Origin of the sequence: Streptomyces sp. NPDC047315 (assembly GCF_040643215.1) — a bacterium.
Lineage (GTDB): Bacteria > Actinomycetota > Actinomycetes > Streptomycetales > Streptomycetaceae > Streptomyces.
On the sequence record NZ_JBEYTZ010000004.1, the window covers coordinates 308466 to 330379 of the forward strand.

The 21914-nt window shown below is 71.7% G+C and carries 35 protein-coding genes; 34 read left to right on the forward strand and 1 reads right to left on the reverse strand.

The window, feature by feature from the left end:
* The first annotated feature begins 91 nt into the window (after positions 1-91).
* The 26 genes from ABZ842_RS06410 to ABZ842_RS06535 all read left to right on the forward strand — a co-directional run bounded on the left by ABZ842_RS06410 (position 92) and on the right by ABZ842_RS06535 (position 17413).
* Positions 92-883, forward strand: coding sequence for a BRO family protein (locus ABZ842_RS06410; protein WP_361532565.1), 792 nt, complete (start codon positions 92-94; stop codon positions 881-883).
* Positions 880-1269 carry a hypothetical protein gene (locus ABZ842_RS06415; protein WP_361532568.1) on the forward strand — a complete coding sequence of 130 codons (390 nt, stop codon included), beginning with the start codon at positions 880-882 and terminating at the stop codon, positions 1267-1269. Before ABZ842_RS06410 ends, ABZ842_RS06415 begins: the two co-directional genes overlap by 4 nt.
* A complete protein-coding gene (locus ABZ842_RS06420) occupies positions 1266-1790 on the forward strand; it encodes a hypothetical protein (RefSeq protein ID WP_361532571.1) in 525 nt (174 codons plus the stop codon). The genes ABZ842_RS06415 and ABZ842_RS06420 overlap by 4 nt, the downstream gene beginning before the upstream one ends.
* Positions 1787-1924 carry a hypothetical protein gene (locus tag ABZ842_RS06425; RefSeq protein WP_361532575.1) on the forward strand — a complete coding sequence of 46 codons (138 nt, stop codon included), beginning with the start codon at positions 1787-1789 and terminating at the stop codon, positions 1922-1924. Before ABZ842_RS06420 ends, ABZ842_RS06425 begins: the two co-directional genes overlap by 4 nt.
* The gene (locus ABZ842_RS06430) at positions 1914-2063 is read left to right on the forward strand and encodes a hypothetical protein (RefSeq protein ID WP_361532578.1); all 150 of its coding nucleotides are present in this window, start codon (positions 1914-1916) and stop codon (positions 2061-2063) included. Before ABZ842_RS06425 ends, ABZ842_RS06430 begins: the two co-directional genes overlap by 11 nt.
* The gene (locus ABZ842_RS06435) at positions 2060-2551 is read left to right on the forward strand and encodes a hypothetical protein (RefSeq protein ID WP_361532581.1); all 492 of its coding nucleotides are present in this window, start codon (positions 2060-2062) and stop codon (positions 2549-2551) included. Before ABZ842_RS06430 ends, ABZ842_RS06435 begins: the two co-directional genes overlap by 4 nt.
* Positions 2548-3315 carry a hypothetical protein gene (locus ABZ842_RS06440; protein ID WP_361532584.1) on the forward strand — a complete coding sequence of 256 codons (768 nt, stop codon included), beginning with the start codon at positions 2548-2550 and terminating at the stop codon, positions 3313-3315. Before ABZ842_RS06435 ends, ABZ842_RS06440 begins: the two co-directional genes overlap by 4 nt.
* Positions 3312-3581, forward strand: a complete 270-nt coding sequence (locus ABZ842_RS06445; RefSeq protein WP_361532587.1) for a hypothetical protein — start codon at positions 3312-3314, stop codon at positions 3579-3581. The genes ABZ842_RS06440 and ABZ842_RS06445 overlap by 4 nt, the downstream gene beginning before the upstream one ends.
* A complete protein-coding gene (locus ABZ842_RS06450) occupies positions 3578-4477 on the forward strand; it encodes a hypothetical protein (protein WP_361532590.1) in 900 nt (299 codons plus the stop codon). The genes ABZ842_RS06445 and ABZ842_RS06450 overlap by 4 nt, the downstream gene beginning before the upstream one ends.
* Positions 4477-5568 carry a hypothetical protein gene (locus ABZ842_RS06455; RefSeq protein ID WP_361532593.1) on the forward strand — a complete coding sequence of 364 codons (1092 nt, stop codon included), beginning with the start codon at positions 4477-4479 and terminating at the stop codon, positions 5566-5568. The genes ABZ842_RS06450 and ABZ842_RS06455 overlap by 1 nt, the downstream gene beginning before the upstream one ends.
* Complete coding sequence (locus ABZ842_RS06460) at positions 5565-6296, forward strand: 3'-5' exonuclease (RefSeq protein WP_361532596.1); 732 nt, start codon at positions 5565-5567, stop codon at positions 6294-6296. Before ABZ842_RS06455 ends, ABZ842_RS06460 begins: the two co-directional genes overlap by 4 nt.
* Positions 6293-6919: a hypothetical protein gene (locus tag ABZ842_RS06465; protein ID WP_361532599.1), complete on the forward strand. Its 627-nt coding sequence runs from the start codon at positions 6293-6295 to the stop codon at positions 6917-6919. The genes ABZ842_RS06460 and ABZ842_RS06465 overlap by 4 nt, the downstream gene beginning before the upstream one ends.
* The gene (locus tag ABZ842_RS06470; RefSeq protein WP_361532602.1) at positions 6916-7170 is read left to right on the forward strand and encodes a hypothetical protein; all 255 of its coding nucleotides are present in this window, start codon (positions 6916-6918) and stop codon (positions 7168-7170) included. Before ABZ842_RS06465 ends, ABZ842_RS06470 begins: the two co-directional genes overlap by 4 nt.
* Positions 7167-7370 carry a hypothetical protein gene (locus tag ABZ842_RS06475; protein WP_361532605.1) on the forward strand — a complete coding sequence of 68 codons (204 nt, stop codon included), beginning with the start codon at positions 7167-7169 and terminating at the stop codon, positions 7368-7370. The genes ABZ842_RS06470 and ABZ842_RS06475 overlap by 4 nt, the downstream gene beginning before the upstream one ends.
* Positions 7370-7666 carry a hypothetical protein gene (locus tag ABZ842_RS06480; protein WP_361532608.1) on the forward strand — a complete coding sequence of 99 codons (297 nt, stop codon included), beginning with the start codon at positions 7370-7372 and terminating at the stop codon, positions 7664-7666. Before ABZ842_RS06475 ends, ABZ842_RS06480 begins: the two co-directional genes overlap by 1 nt.
* 9 nt (positions 7667-7675) lie before the next feature.
* Positions 7676-9433 carry a DnaB-like helicase N-terminal domain-containing protein gene (locus ABZ842_RS06485; protein ID WP_361532611.1) on the forward strand — a complete coding sequence of 586 codons (1758 nt, stop codon included), beginning with the start codon at positions 7676-7678 and terminating at the stop codon, positions 9431-9433.
* A gap of 132 nt (positions 9434-9565) precedes the next feature.
* On the forward strand, positions 9566-9871 hold the full coding sequence (locus ABZ842_RS06490) for a hypothetical protein (protein ID WP_361532614.1): 306 nt from the start codon (positions 9566-9568) through the stop codon (positions 9869-9871).
* Positions 9868-10263, forward strand: coding sequence for a hypothetical protein (locus ABZ842_RS06495; RefSeq protein ID WP_361532617.1), 396 nt, complete (start codon positions 9868-9870; stop codon positions 10261-10263). Before ABZ842_RS06490 ends, ABZ842_RS06495 begins: the two co-directional genes overlap by 4 nt.
* Positions 10264-10359: 96 nt before the next feature.
* Complete coding sequence (locus ABZ842_RS06500; protein WP_361532620.1) at positions 10360-11013, forward strand: hypothetical protein; 654 nt, start codon at positions 10360-10362, stop codon at positions 11011-11013.
* Positions 11014-11039: 26 nt separating this feature from the next.
* Positions 11040-11750, forward strand: a complete 711-nt coding sequence (locus tag ABZ842_RS06505) for a site-specific DNA-methyltransferase (RefSeq protein ID WP_361532700.1) — start codon at positions 11040-11042, stop codon at positions 11748-11750.
* A 67-nt stretch (positions 11751-11817) separates the two neighbouring features.
* A complete protein-coding gene (locus tag ABZ842_RS06510; protein WP_361532623.1) occupies positions 11818-12237 on the forward strand; it encodes an HTH domain-containing protein in 420 nt (139 codons plus the stop codon).
* 274 nt (positions 12238-12511) lie between these two features.
* A complete protein-coding gene (locus ABZ842_RS06515) occupies positions 12512-12901 on the forward strand; it encodes a hypothetical protein (protein ID WP_361532626.1) in 390 nt (129 codons plus the stop codon).
* Between the two features lie 53 nt (positions 12902-12954).
* A complete protein-coding gene (locus ABZ842_RS06520; RefSeq protein ID WP_361532629.1) occupies positions 12955-13485 on the forward strand; it encodes a helix-turn-helix domain-containing protein in 531 nt (176 codons plus the stop codon).
* A complete protein-coding gene (locus tag ABZ842_RS06525) occupies positions 13475-14770 on the forward strand; it encodes a PBSX family phage terminase large subunit (RefSeq protein ID WP_361532632.1) in 1296 nt (431 codons plus the stop codon). Before ABZ842_RS06520 ends, ABZ842_RS06525 begins: the two co-directional genes overlap by 11 nt.
* The gene (locus tag ABZ842_RS06530; protein WP_361532635.1) at positions 14757-16256 is read left to right on the forward strand and encodes a phage capsid protein; all 1500 of its coding nucleotides are present in this window, start codon (positions 14757-14759) and stop codon (positions 16254-16256) included. Before ABZ842_RS06525 ends, ABZ842_RS06530 begins: the two co-directional genes overlap by 14 nt.
* Positions 16257-16264: 8 nt before the next feature.
* Positions 16265-17413, forward strand: a complete 1149-nt coding sequence (locus ABZ842_RS06535; protein ID WP_361532638.1) for a phage minor capsid protein — start codon at positions 16265-16267, stop codon at positions 17411-17413.
* Here ABZ842_RS06535 and ABZ842_RS06540 read toward each other — a convergent pair.
* Positions 17410-17544, reverse strand: a complete 135-nt coding sequence (locus ABZ842_RS06540; protein ID WP_361532641.1) for a hypothetical protein — start codon at positions 17542-17544, stop codon at positions 17410-17412. The genes ABZ842_RS06535 and ABZ842_RS06540 overlap by 4 nt on opposite strands.
* Before the next feature lie 110 nt (positions 17545-17654).
* On the opposite strand from ABZ842_RS06540, the gene ABZ842_RS06545 reads away from it, so the two are divergent.
* The 8 genes from ABZ842_RS06545 to ABZ842_RS06580 are packed head-to-tail and all read left to right on the forward strand — an operon-like array spanning position 17655 to position 21809.
* Positions 17655-18386 carry a hypothetical protein gene (locus ABZ842_RS06545; protein ID WP_361532644.1) on the forward strand — a complete coding sequence of 244 codons (732 nt, stop codon included), beginning with the start codon at positions 17655-17657 and terminating at the stop codon, positions 18384-18386.
* Between the two features lie 20 nt (positions 18387-18406).
* On the forward strand, positions 18407-19465 hold the full coding sequence (locus ABZ842_RS06550; RefSeq protein ID WP_361532647.1) for a major capsid protein: 1059 nt from the start codon (positions 18407-18409) through the stop codon (positions 19463-19465).
* Between the two features lie 11 nt (positions 19466-19476).
* Positions 19477-19791 carry a hypothetical protein gene (locus ABZ842_RS06555; protein WP_361532649.1) on the forward strand — a complete coding sequence of 105 codons (315 nt, stop codon included), beginning with the start codon at positions 19477-19479 and terminating at the stop codon, positions 19789-19791.
* Entirely contained in the window at positions 19775-20284 is a 510-nt protein-coding gene (locus ABZ842_RS06560) for a hypothetical protein (protein ID WP_361532652.1), read from the forward strand. Before ABZ842_RS06555 ends, ABZ842_RS06560 begins: the two co-directional genes overlap by 17 nt.
* Positions 20285-20293: 9 nt before the next feature.
* A complete protein-coding gene (locus tag ABZ842_RS06565; protein WP_361532655.1) occupies positions 20294-20713 on the forward strand; it encodes a hypothetical protein in 420 nt (139 codons plus the stop codon).
* 35 nt (positions 20714-20748) lie between these two features.
* Positions 20749-21024 (forward strand): hypothetical protein, encoded by a 276-nt coding sequence (locus ABZ842_RS06570; RefSeq protein WP_361532658.1) that lies wholly within the window; start codon positions 20749-20751, stop codon positions 21022-21024.
* Between the two features lie 10 nt (positions 21025-21034).
* On the forward strand, positions 21035-21391 hold the full coding sequence (locus tag ABZ842_RS06575) for a hypothetical protein (protein ID WP_361532661.1): 357 nt from the start codon (positions 21035-21037) through the stop codon (positions 21389-21391).
* Positions 21384-21809, forward strand: coding sequence for a minor capsid protein (locus tag ABZ842_RS06580; RefSeq protein ID WP_361532664.1), 426 nt, complete (start codon positions 21384-21386; stop codon positions 21807-21809). Before ABZ842_RS06575 ends, ABZ842_RS06580 begins: the two co-directional genes overlap by 8 nt.
* Positions 21810-21914: the final 105 nt, after the last annotated feature.

Consider the following 21914-nt stretch of genomic DNA (forward strand, 5'->3'; position numbering starts at 1 on the left):
GGGGCCGCCGCAGACCAGGCCCGGTCCGCTGCGACCCCTCGCATCACCCAACCCATCCGATCGCAGTACCGATCCGACAGGAGGAGACGCGTTGTCTCCCATTCTGCCCTTCCAGTTCCCGGAGACCGGCCAGCCGGTCCGGGTGCTGACCATCGACGGCGAGCCGTGGTGGTTCGCCACCGACATCTGCGCGGTGCTCGGCATCGCGAACGTCGGCAACGTCCTCGCCCGCCTCGATGACGCCGACGTGAGTTCCATCCGCCTCACGGATGGAACCCCCGGCAACCCGAACCGGGCCATCGTCAGCGAGTCCGGCCTGTACGACGTGATCCTCGACAGCCGGAAGCCGGAGGCCCGCGCGTTCCGCCGCTGGATCACGGCCGAGGTCGTCCCGTCGATCCGCCGCACCGGAGCGTACGGCGTGGCGCCGGCGCTGCCGGACCTGACGACGCCGCACGGTGTCCTCGCTCTGGCGCAGGAGTTCGCCCGGACCGCCGAGCAGCTGGTGGAGGCGGACGCCCGGTTGAAGGAGTTGGAGCCGAAGGCGCTCGCTCACGACACGCTGATGGCCGCGCGGGACGGCGACATGCTGATCCGGCAGGCGGCGAAGGTCCTCGGCTGGCAGGAGAAGCAGCTCCGGCACTTCCTCCTCGATGAGCGGTTGATCTACCGCCGGCAGGCGACGTGCGGCGCCACGCAGTACGACTTCTACGCGGCGCACGCGGACCTCTTCAACGCGGTGGAGCGGCTGGTTGAGCACACGTGGGGGTCGTGCGCGCACTACACGCTGCACCTGACGCCGCGCGGGTTGGCGTTCGTGCAGATGCGGGTGGAGAAGCGCCGCGTGGAGATGGCCGCTGCGGTCGCGGGCGGTGCGGCATGACGACGTCGACGAGCTTGCCTGCTGCCTGGCGCCGCACCTCCCGCGGGCAGCTCACCGCTGCTCGGCTGCGTGAGCGGAACGAGACGTCGTACGAGACGACGTGCGCCGTCCGCGGGCTGCCGGTGTCCACGCACATCGCGGTGACGGCGACGGAGTCCAGCGTGCTGGTGACCGCGACGGACATGGACGTGCTGGCCGACTGGCTGTTCGTTCAGGGCGGCAGCGTGTCGCGTACGGAGCTGCCGTCGGGGCAGACGGTGTGGACGCTGCGAACGGTCACGTGGTCGGACTCGCCGGCGTTCCCGGTGGTGCCGGTGTTCGTGTCGGTGGTGGCGCCGTCGGAGCAGACGGTGCTGCACGAGATCGCGACGGCGGTGGCGTCGTGAGCGCCCGGGACGAGCAGGCCGCTGCGGTGGCCGAGTCCCCTCAGCGCACGCCGTTCGAGGCGCGGTTGGAGGAATACCTCGGGCGTCCCGTGGTGCGCCGGTCCTGCTGCGGAAGTGAGCGCGCGCTGGCGGACATCGCGGTTGGTCTGCGCGACGAGGTGGCCCGGCTGCGTACCGCGCTGGCCGAGTCGCAGGCACGCGCCGACCGGTTGGCGGCGCAGGTCGCCGGTGTGGACCGGCTGCTGGCGGACGTGCAGCCCTGGGCTGACGCGGCGGACCGGACCGCCGGGTTGAAGGCGAAGCCTGCCGGGTTGAGCGCCGAGGACTGGAACGAGCGGTACCCGGTGGGGACCCGCGTCCACGCCTACCCCAGGACGCGGGATGACGCGCCGCTGCGGACGCGGACGTGCAGCCGCGCGTGGACGCTCGGGCACGGCTCGGCGGTCGTGATGGTCGAGGGGCACTCGGCAGGCATCTTGCTGACCCACGTGGACCCGGTCGAGGCGGGTGACGTGTCGTGACCGTCCTCACCTGGATCTGTATCGCGCTCGGTCTGTGGGTCGGCGGCCTCGCCCTCATCTTCCGCGTCGTGCCGGCGCTGGTGGTTCTCGTCTACCACCTGGTCCACCGCGTGAGGGGGCGTCATGCCCGCTGACTGCGACTGCGGCGCCTGCTGCGAACCCTGCGGCCACCTCGACAACTGCATCCGCTGGGCCCTGATCGGGCGTCGGCCCGACGCTGCCGACCACCCCGCGCCCACCACCACGACGACCACGACCGGAGGACCCCGATGAGTGCTGCTGAGCATCTGCGGGAGGCCATCGACGTCGGCTGCACCCGCGACGACCACGACCACATCGCCGACCACGCCGCCGAGGTGCGCGCCGCCGCGCTGCTGGAGGCCGCCGAGACGGCGGACACCGAGGCCGCCCGGCTGTACGACGACATGGGCCAGAAGGCTGCCGAAGGCGCCCGCGCGGTCGCCGAGCGGCTGCTCGCCATGGCCGGCGCGCCGCCCGCCGCCGAGCCGGTGACCATCCCGCCCGCCGTCGCCGAGCACATCCTGTGGCACGCGCTCGGCGACCAGGCCGGCTACCCGCCCGGTGACTTCGTCCGCCAGCTGCTCACCGCGTGGGACGCCGCAGACGCCGAGCACGCCGCGAGGCTCGCAGCCGCGTACCCCGCGTACGGCGCCGCCCGCGACCTGGCCGCCGCCACCGACGGCCGCGACCGGCTACGGCAGATCTCCGCCGCAGCCGCACAGGGCGGTGACGCCGGATGAGCGCCGACCGCTCCCGCAGGCGCACCATCGTGTGCGCGGCATGCCAGCAGACCAGCGTTCACCGAGGCCACGGCTGGTGCGTCACCTGCTACCAACGGTGGGTCTACCACGGCCGTCCCGCCAGCGGCGTCCCCGGTGTTGGCGCCACGCCGCGCAGGCCCCGCCGGACGCGCGCACGGGCCATCCCTGAGTACTGCGCCCGGGGACACCGGCTCGACGCCGCCACCCTGACCTTCGACACGCGGGGGTCCCGTAGGTGCCGCGCCTGCCTCGCCGAGGCCGATCGGGCGTACCGCGCCCGCCAGTTCGCGGCCCGCCACGACGGCCACGACGTCATCCCCACCCGCGACGGTCGCCGCTACTGCCGCACCTGCAACCGCGGCGCCCAGGACGTCGACGACGTGGCGGTGGAACGGACCGCGGCAGGGGATCGCCCCGGCCGGGTCGCCCCTGCGGAACTGGAGGCCGCGGTCACGCAGCTCCGCCGCTACGGCCTGACGTACGAGCTGATCGCGGAACGCACCGGGTGCTCGCTCCGACACGCCTGGGAGATCTGCCGGCAGGCGGGGCTGACGAAGCCTCGCGTGATCGACGGGGACCGCCCCAAGCGGCGTCGGTACACCGTCTGTTCGTCGTGCGGCGAGCGGCGTACTCATCAGGCACACGGCTGGTGCGGCACGTGCTACAGCCGATGGCTCCTTCATGGGAAGCCGGCCACCGTGCCGCCGCCCGCGCGCCGGACGACTCGGGCAGGTGCCGCATGACGACCACCGCGCTGGCCGGGGCGCACACCGTCCCGGCCGCCGGGCCCGCGCTGCGGCCCCGCGTCGCCCAACTCCTCGCCGCGATCCACGCAGACGGCGGCCAGTGGTCCACCGGCCGCGTCCAGACCTGGCGCCGGCGCACCGGCAGCCCGGACACGCAGCGGGGCACCGCACGGCGGGACCTCGAACACCTCGCCCGCCTCGGGCACCTGACCGCGCACGGCCCGCACGACGGGCGGCACTACACCCTCCGGAGCAGCCGATGAGCACACCCACCCTCCCGGCCGCTCGGCGTTCCCGGAAGAAGCCCGCGCCCGCACCGACCGGCGCCGACCGCATCCCCCGCCCCTCCCAGGGCTGGTACCGCGACCCCGTCACCGGAGCGAAGCTCCGCAGGGTCACCACCATCCTCTCCAAGGGCATGCCGAAAGAGGCGTTGGTCTTCTGGGCCGGGAACATCACCGCCGAGACCGCCCTGGCGAACCTGCCCTACCTCGTCTCCAGCAGCCTCCAGCCGGCCGCCCGCACCGAGGCGTACGACTGGCTGCGCCGCGCCCACACCCGCAAGAAGGAAGCCCGCGCCGAGGTCGGCACCGCCGTCCACGACGTCATCGAGGCGCACGTCCTGGGCCAGCCCATCCCCGAAGCCCTGCTCAACAGCCCCGAGATCCAGCCGTACATCGACGCCTTCCTCCGCTTCGTCGCCGAGTGGCAAGTCACCTTCGAGGCGTCGGAGATGGTCGTCGGCAACGAAACGCAGGGCTACGCCGGCACCCTCGACTACCTCCTGCGCTCCCCCCTTATCGCCGCCGCCATCGGCGCCCCCGCAGACGCAGTGATCGTCGGCGACACCAAGACCGGCGGCGAACTGGACGTCAAGGGCGTGTACCCGGAGGCGGGGATCCAGATGTCCGCGTACCGGCACGCCGAGGTCGGGTGGCTGCGCGACGGGACGCGGGTGCCGCTGCCGGCGATGCACACCACGGGGGTGGTGCTGCACCTGCGGCCGGAGGGCTACCGGCTGTATCCGGTGGCCTGCGGACCCGAGGTGTACGCGGCGTTCCTCCACATCAAGGAGGTGGCCGACTTCCAGACCACGAGCGCGAAGAACGTCATCGGCGAGGCCCTTAGCCTGCCCACTCCTGAAAGGACCGCGGCCTGATGCCGATCCTCGACCTGCAACAGCGCATCCGCGAGCTGGGGCGCATCCGCATCGGACAGAAGGTGCCCGCCTCCAACGGAGGCATCCGGCCGGCGAAGCTGAATCGCTTCCGCCTCACCAGCCCGTCCCGGCCGCTGCTGGAGAAGGTGGCCGCCCAGTACGGCGGGACCGTCGCCCCGTGGACGCCGGACGGCGGCGCCGGACAGTACGAAGTCGTCACCGACGCGACCCGCATGCCGATCCTGGTCCCGCACCAGCCGGTGTCCCAGTACTACGAGCTGTGGTCCGGTGGTGGCTGCCAGCGCCGGTGCGACGGCGTCACCGAACTCCTCTCCGACCGGGCGTGCTTGTGTGGGCCGGACCCGCAGGCCCGGCAGTGCAAGCCCACGACGCGCCTGTCCGTCGTGCTGTCCGAGATCCCCGCGGTGGGGGTGTGGCGGCTGGAGTCCCACGGCTACTACGCCGCCCTCGAACTCCCCGGTGTCGCCGAGCTGCTGGCGCGCGCCGGCGGGTACGTTCCGGCGTTCCTCGGGCTGGAGGAGCGGACGGCGAAGCGCGGCGGGAAGACGCTGCGGTGGATGGTGCCCACCATCGACGTGGAGATCAAGCCGACGGAGTTGGTGTCCGGTGCCGCTCCGGTGGCGGTGGACGCCGGGGCGCCGGCCCGCGCCGCGATCGAGGCCGGCCGCCCGGACTATGCCGCGCTCGCCGCGGTCGCGACCTCCGCGGACGCGGTGGCCGATCTGTACCGGCAGGCGGTCGCCGCCGGGCACATGGACAAGGCGCTCGCGGGGGTGCTCACCGCCCGCGGTGAAGCGCTGAAGGTCGCCTCGGCGCCGCCTGCCGACCCGCCGCCGGCCGGCCCCGACGACGACGGCGTGTACGACGGGGAGATTGTCGACGAGCTGGACGTGGCCGCCGTGCAGGAGGTGTGGTTCCAGATCATCGCTGCTGCCGGCGCGCGCCAGCTCACCACCGCGCAGGTCGAGGCCGGCTTCGCTCAGCGGCACGGCGGCATGCACCCCTCCTCGGGGACCGTTGCGCAGCTCACCGCGTACCTGGCCGTCGTGCAGGCGGGTGAGGTCACGTGACCTGGCACACCGGCCGCCTGTGCGGCTTCGACCTGGAGACCACCGGCGTCGACGTCGAGACTGACCGCATCGTCACCGCCTGCGTCGTCCAGTGCGGCGGCAAGCACCCCACCCAGTCCGCGACCTGGCTCGCTGACCCCGGAATCGAGATCCCCGAGGGCGCCGCTGCGGTGCACGGCATCACCACCGAGCGCGCTCGCGCCGAGGGACGCCCGGCCGCCGAGGTCGTTGAGCAGGTCGTCGCGGCGCTCGCACAGGCCGTCCGTGACGGCGTCCCCCTTGTGATCATGAACGCCGCCTTCGACCTCACCATGCTCGACCGGGAGGCCCGGCGGCACGGCGTGCAGCCCCTCACCGAGATCGCAGGGGACCAACTCCGGGTCGTGGACCCGTCGGTCCTCGACCGGCAGTACGACCGCTACCGCAAGGGCTCCCGAACTCTGGAAGCCCTGTGCGCCCACTACAAGGTTGCGCTTGACGGGGCGCACTCCGCCGACGCGGACGCGATCGCCGCGTGCCGGGTCGCCTGGCGCCTCGGCCGGCAGTACCGGCAGATCGGCACGGCCACGGTCGAGGACCTGCACGGCGCGCAGATCAAGTGGGCGCACGACCTCGCGGTCGACCGGGCCGACTACTTCCGCCGTACGCCCGGCAAGGAGCAGCAGGCCGCGACGGTGCGCACCGACTGGCCCCTGATCCCCCACCAGCGCGAAGGGGCCGAGCAGTGACCCAACTCGCCATCGATACCCCCGCGGCCGGGATGCCCACCCTCCCGGCCGCGGCCGGGGCCGCCCCGCGGGTCATCGGCCTCGACGTCGCCATGGGCACCACCGGCATCGCGGGCGCCGGCTGGACCGACCACGTCCGCGCCAAAGGTCAGTCGCAGCACAGCAGGTTCGAGCAGCAGCTCACGGGGATCGGCGACCACATCCGCCACGCCGACCTGGTGGTCATCGAAGGCGCCGCGTACGCCAAGAACAACCAGGGCGCCGACGCCCTCGCGGGCATGAGGTGGATGGTCCGCCACGACCTGTGGCGCCGCCGCATCCCGTACGTCGTCGTCACCCCACACCAGCGGATGATCTACGCCGTCGGAACCGCCGCACCGAAGGACACCGACGGGAAGCGGCTGCGGGGCGACGCCCTCAAGGGCGCCCTGCGGGACGCCGTCACCGAAACGTACGGCATCCACACCGAAGGCGTCGCGCGGTACGACGAGGCCGACGCCTACGTCCTCATGGCGATGGGCGCGCACTGGCTCGGCTGGCCGCTCGCCGTCGTCGGCGACGACCGGCGGCGCGCTTTGGACTCGGTGCGTTGGCCCGACCGGGCAACGGTGGTGACTCGGTGAGCGACCGCCAGCGCATGACGGGAGCGCTCGCGGTCGACCTCGGCGAAGGCCGGGAGATCAAGCACGGCGAGCGCGCCGGCCAGATCCGGTACACCCGCCCACCTCGCGCCGTCTACGCCTGCCTCCTCTGCCAGACCCAAGAGGGCCCCGTCGAAGGACCGGAGACCGTACGACGGTTCGTTGCCACCGTCCGCGCCGTACACGCCGCCCGCTGCACCGCAGGCACCACCACCGAAAGGACCGCAGCATGAACCCCGAGCACGTGACCATGACCGCCATCGACGGCACCGACGCCCTCGCCTTCGTCATCATCCGCCCCGGCACCACCGACGGTTCCGTCAGCATCGAGGCCGCCGCCAACGGCATGAGCAAGTCCGCCGCCGCGTATGTCCTGCGGCACGTCGCCGACCAGTTCGAGCAGGAAGCCGCCGAAGACGCGGCGCAGGGCTGATGAGCAGGCGCGCGGCAGACCTCGGCACGCCCGCCCGCTGCCCGGCCTGCCGCGCGCCCGTCATCCGGCAGTGGGTCGGCACCGTCGCCGCCCTCCGCATCACGGCGAACCTCACCCCGATCGACCCGGCCGCCGAGGACCAGCACCGCACCCCGAACCAGCTCACCTGGTGCCTCACCCACCCCCGCACCGGACCACCCCAACTCCGCTGGCGCTGCTGGCCCCGAGGCACCTGCACACACCCCGTCGTCACCGAACACACCTGCCCGCCCCAAGAGCCCAACACCCTGTTCTGAGGAGACCCCGTGCACAACGTCCGCCACATGCCGCACGCCCAGGCAGCGGACAACGACGGCCTCAGCAGCAACCGTGCACCCCACGACGCCGAGGCCGAAGCCCTCGTCATCGGCGCCATCATGCACAGCGCCGACGCCTACAACGCCTGCGCACAGATCATCGACCGCGGCGACATCTACCTACCCGCCCACCGCCTCATCTGGGACACCGTCGCTGGACTCGTCGCCGCCAACACCCCGCCCCACCCCGTTCTCGTCCGCGCCGAGATCGAGAAGCAAGGGCTCCTCCACAAGGTCGACGGCGGCAACCTGATCAACCAGCTCGGCGCCGACTACCTCCCCGCCGCCAACGCCCCGCACTTCGCTGAGCAGATCTACGAGACCGCCCGCGCCCGCCGCTACGACGAACACGCCAACCAGCTCAAGGCCGCCGTTGTCCGCGGCGCCGCGGGCGACGAACTCAACGCCCTCGTTGCCGACTTCAACCAGGCCGAGCAGCTACGCGAGTCCACCGGCCGCGGCCCCGCCCACCTCGTCGCCGCCCTCTTGAACTGGGGCACGTTCTTCGCCACCGACTTCGGCAGTGTCCAGCTCCTCCCCGGCCGGCTCATGGGCCCCGGGCAGCAGATCACGGTCGTCGGCGACGGCAAGGCCGGCAAGTCCCTGTTCGTGCAGGAGTGGATGTGGCGCATGGCCACCGGACAGACCTTCCTCGGCGACAAGCCACAGCCCCCCGTCCGCATCCTCTACCTCGACGCCGAGAACGGGCAGGAGCAGGTACAGGAACGGTTCCTCTCCTTCGGCGCCGGCCCCCTGTCCATGGGCGAACTCAGGTACGCCAGCTTCCCCCCGATCCGCCCCCTCGACACCGCCGGCGGCGGCGCCGACCTCCTCGCCCTCGTCAAGGCCACCACCGCCGAACTCGTCGTCATCGACACCGTCAGCAGGTTCATCAGCGGCCCCGAGAACGACGCAGACACCTGGCTCGGGTTCTACCGGCACACCCTCCTCCCGCTGAAGCGGGACCGCGTCTCCTCCGTCCGCCTCGATCACTTCGGCAAGGACAAGGACCGCGGCGGGCGCGGCTCGTCAGCGAAGACCCAAGACGTCGACCACGTGTGGGAGCTGTCCGCGCAGGGCGGCGGCGCACTCACACTGAAGCGCACCCACACCCGCACCGGCATCGGCCCCGACCACTTCGCGCTCCAGCGGCAGGCCGCCCGCGACGGCGACAACTGGGCCGTCGGAGGCACCCGGCACGTGCTCATGGTCCACGAGCCGGCCACCGGTCCGGCAGCGATCCCCGGCACGGTGGAGCACGTCGTCAACGTTCTCGACCGGGCCGGTATCCCCAACGACGCCAGCAACCGGACGGTGCGCCTGGCCCTGGCTGAACTTCAGGTGCCGGCCGGCAACTCGAAGATTGCAGACGCCGTTGCAATCCGAAAGGGCCGCCCGGAAACGCCCGGTATAGACCGTTCCCCGGAAGCGTTCCCCGACCCCCTCCCAGACCCCGTTCCGGGAACGCGTTCCCGGAACACCCCGGGAACAGAAGAAACCGCAGGTCAGATGGTTCCCGGAACACCCGGGGAACACCCGGGAACGCCCCCCGTTCCCCACGTTCCCCCCTCTAAGAGGGGGAACGGGGAGGGAAGGCCGGAACAGAGCAAAGCTCAAGACCCCCTCTGCGAGAGATGCGGCGACCCCCTCCACGGCTACCGACTCGACCGCGGATACACCACCTGCCTCCAATGCCACGCCGCCTGACCACCCGCCGCCGGCACCCGGTTCCGCGCCGCACGCGCGCGCCGCTGTACGCCCGCCCACGCGCCGAACACCCGTCCAGCGGCCCCCACCCCGCCCGCCGAACGCCCGCACACGACCACCAGGAGCCCCACCGTGACCGGCACCCGGCACACCGCCGACACCATCACCGACGACGCCCTCGACCAGCTCTACACCGACCGCGACTTCTTCCTCCGCCTCGCGCAAGACGCCCGCGTAGCCGAGGAACGCCGCACCACCGAGCGGGATGAACAGCAGACCCGAGCCGTACGCGCACAGGCCGCCCTCGCCCGAGTCCGTACCGCGCTCGCCCGCCTCTGCGACGACGTCCCCCACCCCGGACACGACCACCTCTGCCCCGACGACATCCAACGCGCCATCGAGAACGCCCTCGACGAGCAGCAGGAGCACCAGCCGTGAGCAGCACCTACCGCATCCTCTGCCTCTCCCACGACCCCGCCATCACCATCAGCGGCAGCTACCACCAGCCCGAGGACGCCGAGGACGCCATCCGCGACCAGATCCCCGAGCACGCAAACTGCGACCTTGCGATCGGCCGTTACTCGTACCCCCTCATCGAACTCGGCTGCCCGCCCAGCAAGGACCGGCCCCCGAGGCTGTGCACCCACGGCTCCACCGTCTGGATCGACTCGGACTGGCTCCGCCTCCTCGCCGCCGCCCACACCAGCGCCGACACCACCGTCCAGCAGGCCGCCAAACACCGCTGCATGCCCTGGCACCGGCTGCGGCGCCTCCGTGAAGAACTCGACCTACCCCGCACCGGCCCCGAACCCGACGAGACGCCCGCCTGACCCCGAGCACGACGAAGGGGCGCCCACCAGCCGACCAAGCCCGGACGCCCCACACGGTGCGACCACCGTACCCCCGCCACCAGCACGGAGCGCACCATGCACACCACCACGCCGGCGACGACCGCACAGCAGCTCCAGACCGTGATCGCCCACTGGCCCGACCTCCTCCAACAGCGCACCACCCGCCCCCACGACGCATGGCCCCCGAGCAGCCTCCAGACCTACCTGCGCACCGTCGAGGAGTACGACCCCGCCGACCGCAGCGCCCCCGTCCGCCTCCACATCATCGACACCATCCGCACCATCACCGTCGCCCTCGTCGAGACCGCCGACCAGATCGCCGCCCAGGTCCAGCGCACCCCCATGAGCGACGCCCCCGCGTCCTGGCCAGCCGCCGACCGCGACCGCCGCAACGCCCTCGCCCACGACGACCGCACCGACCCCGCCCGCTGGCAGTACACCGGCACCCGCACCGCCCCCGCAGCAGCACGCTGGCTCCACGCCCGCATCACCGGCGCACCCGGCCCCTGCACAGCCCTCACCGGCCCCCAGCACGACCGCATCGCCCACGTCGCCGACCACGCCGCCGCCCGCCTCACCCACGCCCTCGGCACCAGCCGCCGCACCATCCCCACCGGACACACCTGCGCCTGCGGCGGGGAGCTGCTGCTCGACGGCGGCGACGGGCAACCCCCGGTGATCCGCTGCGGCTGGTGCTCAGCACGCACCGCCGCGCCCACCGCCGCCTAACTGAAGACCTACCCCTGGAGGCCCTCATGGACTGGACCCTGCACCACGGCGACGCCCTCACCGTCCTCCCCACCCTCACCACCCCCGTGGACGCCGTCATCACCGACCCGCCTTACAACAGCGGCGGCCGGACCGCGACCGAACGTCGTGCACAGGGCGCCCGCGACAAGTACGTCGGCGCCAACGCGACGCACATGCTGCCCGACTTCGACGGCGACACCCGCGACCAACGCGGCTACACCTACTGGCTCGCCCAGCTCCTGGCCGAGTGCCACCGCCTCACCAGACCCGGCGGCTCGTGCCTGGTCTTCACCGACTGGGCCCAGCTCCCCGCCACCTCCGACGCCCTCCAGGCAGCCGGCTGGACCTGGCGCGGCATCATCCCCTGGCACAAGCCCATCAGCCGCCCCGTGAAGAACGGGTTCCGCCGGGAGTGCGAGTACGTCCTCTGGGGCAGCCGCGGCGAACCCATCCGGCACACCCCGACCATCTACCTCCCCGGCCACCTCACCGGATCCCAGCCCCGCGGCAAGGAGCGCCGCCACATCACCCAGAAGCCCGTCGAGGTGATGCAGCAGCTGGTGCGCATCGCCCCGCCCGGCGGGACCGTCCTCGACCCCTTCACCGGCTCCGGCACCACCGGCGTCGCCGCCCTCGCCGAGGGACGCGCCTTCGTCGGCATCGAGCAGTCCCACGAGTACGAACAGGTCGCCCGCGCCCGCCTCTTGAACAGCTGACTACACAAAACGCCCGCCCAGCGACGCAACCGCCGGGCGGGCCCCAACCACCACGGGAGCAACACCCATGGCCACCCCAGACCGTACCCGCGACACCGCAACAACCGTCGCGGCCCGTCGCGCACGCGTCGCGCAACTCCTCCGCGACAACGTCCAGCAAGCCGACATAGCCCGGCGCCTGAACGTCTCCAAGCACGTCATCTGGCGCGACGCACAGGCGATCGAGCGCGACACCGCGCAGCGCCCTGACCAGCCACAACCAGCGCCAGCGCGACACCGCCGCGACGCCCTCGCGCGACGCGCTGCGGAGGCCGGCGACGCCATGCGCGACTTGGAGAAGGCCGTCGCGGCCGTCGTCGCGGCCCGGCCGTCCCACGTCGCGGTCACCACCGCGACGGCCCACGCCTGGGCGCAGCAACTCCGTGACCACGCCGCCGTGCTGTCGCGCGTCGCGGACGACTTCGCCGAGTACTACCCGCAACGCTGACCGCTCGCTGTCAGTGGCTGCGCGTACCGTCGGAGGCGTCCACACCCGCGCCTCTGGCTGGGCGCAGCGCTCGGACCCGCGCCCCGCCGCTCCCACCCCCAGCGGCGGGGCGCAACTGCGTGGTTGCGCAACTCGTTGTCGATCAGGCATCCTGACCCTGCGCGGTTCTCGCGCGCCCGAAACCAGCCACGGCGTCCGGTCTTCGCATTCCCCTTACACAGTCGCCACGCTCGTGTCACGATGCCCCCACCAAGCACCTTGGGGGGGCACAGACATGCATCAACAGCGGGTCGTACACAAGCGCGGCGCGAACCACGGACTCCACATCGTCCTCACGATCTTGACGTGCGGGCTGTGGGCGATCACCGGTTGGCCCATCGCCGCCGCCATGGGACGGAAGACGACCACCACGGTCCCCGTCTACCAGCAGCCGCAGCAGGGCTACCCGCCCCAGCAACTCCCCCCAGGCCAGCCGTACGGGCAGCAGCAGGCGTACGGGCAGCCCGGATACGGCTACCCGCCCCAGCAGCAGCAGCCGCAGCAGCAGGGGCACAGGCAACCCGGCTGGGCCCAACAGCCGCAGCAGGCGTGGCCCAACCCCCAGACGCCCGGAGGCCCCCAGCAGCCCCCGCCAGGAGCCTCCGGGCCACCCCACCAGCAGTAGCCACACCAGCCCCCGCCCGCCGCGGGGGCTTTCTCATGCCCGGGAGGTGCCGCGTGGGCAAGAACCAACACCGGCCCGTCACCGACAACGACCGGCGCAGCATCCGCGAACTCCACGCCCAAGGGCTCGGCCGCAACGAGATCTCCCGCGAGATCGGGCGCAGCAGCCGAACCGTCTCCGTCCTCGCCGAGGAGATGGGCCTCACCTTCGACCGCACCGCCACCGCCGTCGCCACCGAGGCCCGCAAGACCGACGCCAAGGCACGCCGCGCAGCGATCGTCGCGAGCCTGTACGACGTCGCCGAAGACGACCTCGCATACCTCAGGCAGGGCACCGCCTACGGGCTCGTCGAAGTGTCCGCGGGCCGCGCCGTCGACTACACCACCGAGCGCCTACCGGCCCAGGACCGTAAGGCGTTGGTGCAGTCCGTCGGCTCCGCGATGACCGCCGCCTCTCGCCTCGAAGCCCTCGACACCGGCAACGGCGTACATGAGGCCACCAGCGTGATCGGGCAGCTCCGCGACGGACTGAACGTCCTGTACAACGCCATGACCGAGGCCGAGGGGGCGGGTGATGATCCGTGACCTACAGCTCCCCCTGTCCCGGGCCCAGATCCGCAGCATCGTCGAAGCCCAAGGCGCACCCCTCGCCCTGTGGTCCGGCGCCGTGTCGAGCGGGAAGACCATCGCGAGCCTGATCGCCTTCCTCATCTCGCTGACCGTCGCCCCTGACCACGGCCTCATCGTCATCGTCGGCCGCACCCTTCAGACCATCGAGCGGAACCTCCTCGACCCCCTCCAGTCCACGCACCTGTTCGGCCCGATCGCCCGCCACGTCCACCACACCACCGGCTCCACCACCGCCGTCATCCTCGGCCGCACCGTGCACCTCGTCGGCGCGTCCGACGCCCGCGCGGAAGGCCGCATCCGAGGCTCGACGATCGCCCTCGCCTACGTCGACGAAGCCACCCTCGTACCGCACTCGTTCTGGATGATGCTGCTGTCCCGGCTCCGCGTCGGCGACCAATCGCGCCTCCTAGCCACGACGAACCCCGACGGCCCGTTCCACTGGCTGCGCAAGGAGTTCATCCTCCGCGCCGACGAAGTCGGTCTCACACACTGGCACTTCACCCTCGACGACAACCCGAGCATGGACCCCGGCGTCGTCGCCCGATTGAAGGCCCAGTACACCGGCCTGTGGTACAGGCGCTTCATCCTCGGGGACTGGTGCCTCGCCGCGGGCGCCGTGTACGACATGTTCGACGAGACCCGCCACATCGTCGACCTCATGCCGTACATGAAGCGGTGGACCGCCGTCGGCATCGACTACGGCACCGTCAACCCGTTCTCCGCCGTCCTCATCGGCCACGGCGAGGACGACCACCTCTACGTCGTCAGCGAGTACCGGTACGACAGCAACCTCGAACGCCGCCAACTCACCGACGCCCAGTACTCCCACAACGTCCGCCGCTGGCTCGCCGGCGTACGACGCCCCGGCGTCCAAGGCGACGCCCGCGGCGTACAACCGGCCTGGATCTTCGTGGACCCCTCGGCGGCCAGCTTCATGAACCAGCTCTACAACGACCACGTCCCCAGCGTCACACCGGCCGTGAACGACGTCCTCGACGGCATCCGGTCCGTGTCCGTCGCCCTCGGATCCGGGCTGCTCCGCATCCACCGCTCCTGCGCCGGGCTCCTCGGCGAACTCCCGTCGTACGCGTGGGATGAGAAGGCCGCCGAACGCGGCGAAGACAAGCCGCTCAAGGCCGACGACCACAGCGCCGACGCCCTGCGGTACGCCCTGCACTCCACCGCGCACGAGTGGCGCGGCCTCATCAACGACGAGGAGGTGGCCAGTGCCGCTGCCTGAGAACAACGAGCCGTGGCCACCCCCGCAGGTCGCCCCCCAGCTCACCGACATGGCCATCGACGACGCCTGGTACAGCGGCGACAAGACCAAGCTCCGCGAGGTCTACGCCCGCGACGGCAGGATCAAGCCCAACGGCCGCGAACGCGACGACCGCGGCCGGCCCTGGAGGATCTGGGAGCGACCCCGCCGGGTCGGCTACCGAGACAACCGGCTGCACGTCCCCTTGCCCGCCGACATCGCCGCCATGTCGGCCGCGCTCCTGTTCTCGGAGCCGCCGAAGGTGACGTTCAAGAGCACCGCCACGCAAGACCGGTGGAACGAGATCGCCGACGCCGGCGGCCTGAACAACATCCTCCGGGAGGGCGCAGAAGTCGCCTCGGCGCTCGGCGGCGTGGCGCTGCGCGTGACGTGGAACCGCGACCTCGCGCAGCGCCCCATCCTCACCGCCGTCCACGCCGACGGCGTGATCCCCGAAGTCCTCTTCGGCGTCACCGCCGCGGTCACCCTGTGGCGGGAGGTGCTGCGCTCCGGTGACACGGTCGTCCGGCACCTGGAGCGCCACGAACCCGGCCGCGTACTCCACGGCCTGTATGAGGGCACCCAGACCAACCTGGGCCGGAGGGTCCCCCTCGCGGAGCATGCGACGACCGCGGGCATCGCGGAGAGCCTGGACCCCGACGGGCCCGGCGACACCATCAGCACCGGCATCCGCATGCTGACCTGCCAGTACATCCCCAACATCCGGCCGAACAAGAAGTTCCGCCACTCCGACTTGGGCCGATCTGACTGGCAAGACGACGGAATCCGCGACCTGTTTATGAGCCTCGACGAGACGTTCACCTCGTGGATGCGGGACGTCCGGCTCGCCAAGGCCCGCCTTGTCGCCCCCAACGGCTTCCTGAACAGCGAGGGCCCCGGCGAGGGAGTCTCCTTCGACGACGACAAGGAGATCTGGACCCCCATCAACGCCAGCCCCACCAGCGGCGAAGGGCTCACCCTGGTGCAGTTCGCCATCCGGGTTGCCGAGCACGAGCAAACCTGGAAGGCCCTCTCCCGCAAGGCTGTCGAGTCCTGCGGGTACGCTGCTCAGTCCTTCGGGCTCGGCGATCGCACCGCCGTGACCGCAACCGAAGTGGTCGCGGAGGAACGCCGTTCGATGATCACCCGAGGGCAGAAGGGCGGGTACTGGAAGCCCGGCTACAGCGACATCGCAGAGGCCGCGCTCCAGCTCGACCGCGCCCTAGGGTTCTCCACCGTCGAGGTGGAGCGGCCCCGGATCGAGTTCGGTGACTCCGTCTCCGAGGACCCGAAGGCCGAGGCCGAGACGCTGGAACTCCTCGCCCGGGCGCAGGCCGTGTCGACGGAGATGAAGGTCCGGATCAAGTGGCCGGACTGGGACGACACCGCAGTCCGCAGCGAGACCGAGCGGATCCTGAAGGAGACCGGACAGCTCGTCTCCGACCCGACGCTGACCGGCGCCGAGTAGGGGGCCCCATGCCCGTCTCGCCCGCGATGGCCGAAGACCTCGCCGCCGCCATCGCGAAGCTGTACACGGATGCCGAGCTGGCGCTCCTCGACAAGCTCCGCTCGGCGCTGCTCCAGGGGATCGACAGCCCGCTGTGGGCGGAGATCAAGCTCCGCTCCATCGGCGACCTGCGGTCCGCGGTCGAGGAGGTCACCACCGCCCTCCAGCAGGACGCCAACGGGGCCGTCGGGCGGGCGCTCGCCGAGGCGTACGGCCGCGGCCGGCAAGCTGCCGTCGCCGAGCTGGGTGCACTGGACATCGGCCGGGAGCTTCAGGCTCGCCGTGTACTGCCGGGCGCGCCTGCGGTGGACCGGCTGGCGGCCTCGTACGCCGAGGACGCCCGCCCGGTGTACCAGCGGATCACCCGCGTGGTACTCGACACGTACCGGTCAGTCGTCACGCGAGCGTCCACCTCGGTGCTCCTCGGCGGCCTCACCCGCCGCCAGGCTTCCCAGCGCGCGCTCGATACCTTCGCGCAGCGCGGCGTGACCGGGTTCGTCGACTCCTCCGGCCGAGCCTGGGAGCTTGCTGCCTATGCCGAGATGGCCGTACGGTCCGTCACCGCGCGTGCCGCGGTCGAGGGCCACATCGACGCCCTCGCGGAGATCGGCATCGGGTTGGTGATCGTGTCAGACGCTCCCCTGGAGTGCCCGCGGTGCGCCCCCTGGGAGGGCGAGGTGCTGAGCCTGGGTCCCGGCAGCGGGCCGCGCACCATCCGCGCGGAGCGCGCGATTCAGCCATCCGGGCTACGGGCCGCGCTCCGGCCGCCGGAGACGATCGCCGTCCACGTCGCCGGCAGCCTGCTGGAGGCCCGCGCGAGCGGCTTGTTCCACCCGAATTGCAGGCACTCCCTGGCCGCGTACCTGCCCGGCGTCACGACCCGGCCGCCCCACCATCCCACCCCCGGCACCAGCTACGAGGACACGCAACAACAGCGGGAGATCGAGCGGACGATCCGTGCGTGGAAGCGCCGGGCCGTCGCTGCGACCGACGACAAGGCGCGGACCCGCGCGAACTCCTACGTACGGAAGTGGCAGGCCGAGCAGCGTGCCCACGTGGCCGCGCACCCGGACCTGCGCCGCAAGCCGCAGCGTGAGCAGATCGGCTCCGCGCGCTAGCTCTCTATGCCGTGGTCCCGCTTGTACTGCGCGATCTCCTCAGGGGTGCAGCCCTGGCAGTAGGGCTCCCCCGAAGGTCGCTTGACGCTTGTGCCGCCCCACGGTGACCGCACCAGGAAGTTCTGGACCATCGGTCCGGCACACCGCGGGCACTCGCCGCTTACACGCTCAGTCGTTGTCATGCGGCGACCGTAACCCCCAGCCCGCCAGGAGCGGGCCGACTTCGCCCCAGGAGGGCACCATGACCCGCCGCACCCTCGCCCGCCATGGCCACCGTCTCGACGGCGCCGGCTGGAACCACCCCTACGCCGACCCTTTCGTCTGCTACGCCGACGGCGGGGACGGCGGCGGCTCCGGATCCGACGACCCCGCCAACGGCGCCACGCCCATCACACCGCCCGCGGCCCCGGCCACCCCACCGGCCCCAGCGACCGAGGGGGACGTCAAGTCCCTCCCCGACTGGGCCCAGAAGGCACTGGCGGACGCCCGCTCCGAGGCCGCGAAGTCCCGCACCACGGCCAAGGCGAACGCCGCCGACCAAGCCCGCCAGCAGCTCGCGCAGGAGATCGGCAAGGCCCTCGGCCTGGTCAAGGACAACGCCCCCGCGGACCCCGCGCAGCTCACCCGCACCATCGGCGAACAGACCAGCCGGATCACCGACCTGGAGACGACCGCCCGCACCCAGACCATCGAGCTGGCCGCCTACAAGGCCGCCGCCAAGCACGGCGCCGACCCGGCCGCACTCCTCGACTCCCGCACCTTCCTCACCTCGGTCAACGGGCTGGACCCCAACGCCGACGACTTCACCACCAAGCTCGACGACGCCATCAAGGCGGCCATCGAACAGAACCAGCAGCTCCGCACGGGCCAGGCGCCGCGGCGGGGCGGGGGCGACTTCAACGGAGGGCCCGGCGCCACTCCGCAACGCCCCACCTCCCTCGGACAAGCCATCAGCCGCGCCATGACCGGCTGACCCCCAACTAGGAGCACCCCATGCCCGTGACCCTCGCCCAGGCGCAGGTCAACACGCAGTCCGACGTGGACTACGCCGTCATCGACAACCTGCGCCGCTACTCGTGGCTGCTCGACCAGATGGTCTTCGACGACACCGCCACCCCCGGGACCGGCGGCTCGTCGCTCACCTACTCGTACACGCGCCTCAGCGCGGCCCGCAGCGCCGCGTTCCGCGCGATCAACAGCGAGTACACCCCGTCCCAGGCCACCCGCCAGCGGTACTCCGTCGACCTCAAGCCCCTCGGCGGCACCTTCCAGGTCGACCGCGTCATCTCGCACCTCGGCCAGCGCACCACCGACGAGGTCGCCTTCCAGATGCAGGAGCTGCTGACCGCCACCCGCATCCGCTTCCAAGACGAGCTGATCAACGGTGACGTCGCGGTCGACGCCAACGGCTTCGACGGCCTGGACAAGGCCCTCGCCGGGACCGCCACCGAGTACCTGCCGCTGAACAACGGCGTCTCCACCGGCTACGTCAACTGGACTCCGACCGCGATCAACTCGCAGGCCCTCGCGATGGCGCAGCTCGACGTCGTCGACGACTGGCTGTCCGGGCTCGTCCCGTCCAAGACCGGGGGCGGCAGCACGCCCGGCGCGCTGCCGCCCGGCCGCAAGGCCATCCTCGGCAACACGAAGAGCGTCACCCGTCTCCGCGCGCTGGCGCGCTGGGCCGGGATCTACTCGGAGGAGAAGGACGACGTCGGCCGCAAGGTCCAGATGTACGGAGACTGGGTCCTCGTCGACATCGGCGACAACGCCACCGGGGCCAGCCCGATCATCCCCATCGAGACCCGGGACCCCGACGGAGCGGGCGCGGGCACCAACATCACCGGCCTCACCGACATCTACGCGGTGACCTTCGGCCTCGACTCGTTCCACGCGGCGTCCCCGATGGGCGTGCCGCTCGTCCAGACGTGGCTGCCGGACTTCACCACGGCCAAGGCCGTCAAGGACGGCGAAGTCGAGATGGGGCCGGCCGCGTGCGTCCTGAAGAACACCAAGAGCGCGGGCGTGCTGCGCAACGTCAAGGTCCAGTGAGGGAGGGCGTGATGGAGTACGAGATCACCACCCCCGTCGCCGGATTCCGGGGCGAGGTCGCGGGTGTCACCTTCACCGACGAGCGCGGGCGCACCAGCGACCCGGGCGCGGTGGCCTACTTCCGACGGCACGGCTACGGCGTCGACGAGGCCGCCGGCGAGCAGCCCGAGAGGCTGGAGCGCCCGGCGAAGTCGGCGTCCAAGGCGGATTGGGCGGCCTACGCGGTTGCCCAGGGCATGGTGCAGGCGGACGCCGAGGCCATGACCCGCGACGACCTGGCGGCGAAGTACGCCGAGGGAGGTAGCGGCAATGCCGGTGGTCAGTGACTTCGGGATGAGCGCGTTCGTGCGGCAGACGAAGGCGCAGGATCTGACGGTGGTGTCGGACCCGCTGGACTGGCGCCGCGGTGTGCACCTGGAGTCCGGTACTGCGGCGGGCATGGCCGACAAGGTGTTCCACGACCGCCGGACCCTGGCCGCTTCGGCGACGGAGGATCTGGACCTGGCGGGGACGCTGCTCGATGCCTTCGGGGCGGCGATCACCTTCGTGAAGGTGAAGGGGATCTTCGTCAGCGCGGCCTCGGCCAACGCGAACAACGTCGTCGTCGGGAACGCGACCGTGAACGCGTGGTCCACCTTCCTCGGCGCGACCGGCACGCTCACGCTGCGCCCCGGCGCGACCGTGGGCGTGATGGCCGGCGCGACGGACGCGACTGCCTACGCCGTGACGGCGGGCACTGCGGACTTGCTGAAGGTCGCCAACAGCGCGGCCGGCAGCAGCGTCACGTACGACATCGTCATCATCGGCACCAGCGCGTAGGAGGTGGCCATGGCCAGGGTGTACGCCACGGCCACCGACTACCAGTCGTACACGGGGCAGACGCCGCCTGAGGACATCGCGAGCCGTCTCGCGCGCGCGTCCGTGTTCCTGGACAGCAGGGTGTTCCGGCTGTGCTGGTACGACGCCGACCCGACGACCGGGCTCCCGACGCACCCCCTCGTCGTGGCCGCCTTCCGCGACGCGCTGTGCGCACAGGTGGAGTGGGGCGAGGAGGTCGGGGACACGACCGGCGCGGCCGGCGTCGGCTGGGGCAACGTGGAGATCGGCTCCGTGCGGCTCGGCCGGTCCCTGACCGCGACGTCCGCCGAGGACAGCCCGGGGCGGCAGATCGCCCCGGCTGTCTGGGATCACCTGCGGGCCCCGGACCTCACCCCGGATGTGCTGCTGCTGGGGCTGGTGGTCTCGTGAGAGTCCCCGGCTGGCTACTCCAGCACACGGTCACGGTGTCCCCCTATATAGGGGACAGCGCGTACGGGCCGCAGTACGGGCCGGCGATCACCGTGCGGTGCTTCCTCGACGACCAGACCCGCACGGTCCGGGCAGCGGACGGGCAGGAGGTCACCTCGACGTCGACCTTCTACGCCCAGATCGACACCGTGTGCCCGGCGGAGTCCCGCGTGACCCTGCCCTCGGGCCGGCAGACGACCGTCATCGCCGCGCTCCGCAGGGACGGCGGCAAGCTCCCGGTGCCGTCCCATCTGGAAGTCCAACTGCTCTAGGAGGTGCGCGATGCCGCAGTACACCCGCTTCCGGCCGGGTGATGCCCGCCGCCAGTGGACGTCGCGCGGGCGCCGGCTCGCGAGCGAGGGGGTGGAACGCGGACTGGAGCACGTCCTAGGCGAGGCCAGGAAGTTGGTGCCGCTCGACGAGGGCACCTTGGAGCGCTCCGGCCGGGTCAACATGATCTCCGAGCTGGACGGGATGATCACCTTCGATACCGTCTACGCGGTCCGCCAGCACGAAGAACTGACGTGGAAGCATGCGCCCGGTCGCAGCGCGAAGTACCTGGAAATCCCGATGAATCGCGAGCGGACTGTGGTGCTGCGGCTCATGCAGGTGTCGCTGCGGAGGTGGCTACGTGGCTGATCTCCTCGACGGCATCGCGCAGCACCTCGGGCAGCGCGGCATCGTCCAGTACGACCCGACCGGCGTCACGGGCAACTGCTTCCTTGAGTCCATGCCGAGCGCGCCGGACACCGTGGTCGTGCTGACGCTGTACGACGACGGCACCGAGCCCGACTCGCTGCTGCCGTACGACGAGCCCCGCATGCAGGTGCGCGCCCGCGGCGGGCGCGACCCGCGCGTGTCCCGCGTCCTGTGCTCGCGGATCCGGTCGGAGCTGCACGGCCTGGGCCCGGTCGTCCTGCCGGACGGCACGACGCTGATCCTGGCCGTCGCCCTCTCGGGCGCCCCCGGCTCGCTCGGCGTCGACGCCAACCAGAGGCACGAGCACGTGGCGAACTTCCGCCTGGAGATCCGCAACCCGACGGCGCACCGTCCCTGACCCCTTCCATACTTCAGCCCGCCGCCGACCGGCGCCCGGGCTCTTCGTCATGCCACGGAGGAGACATGGCACCGACCAAGTACAACGCGCGGGACTGCCGCTTCG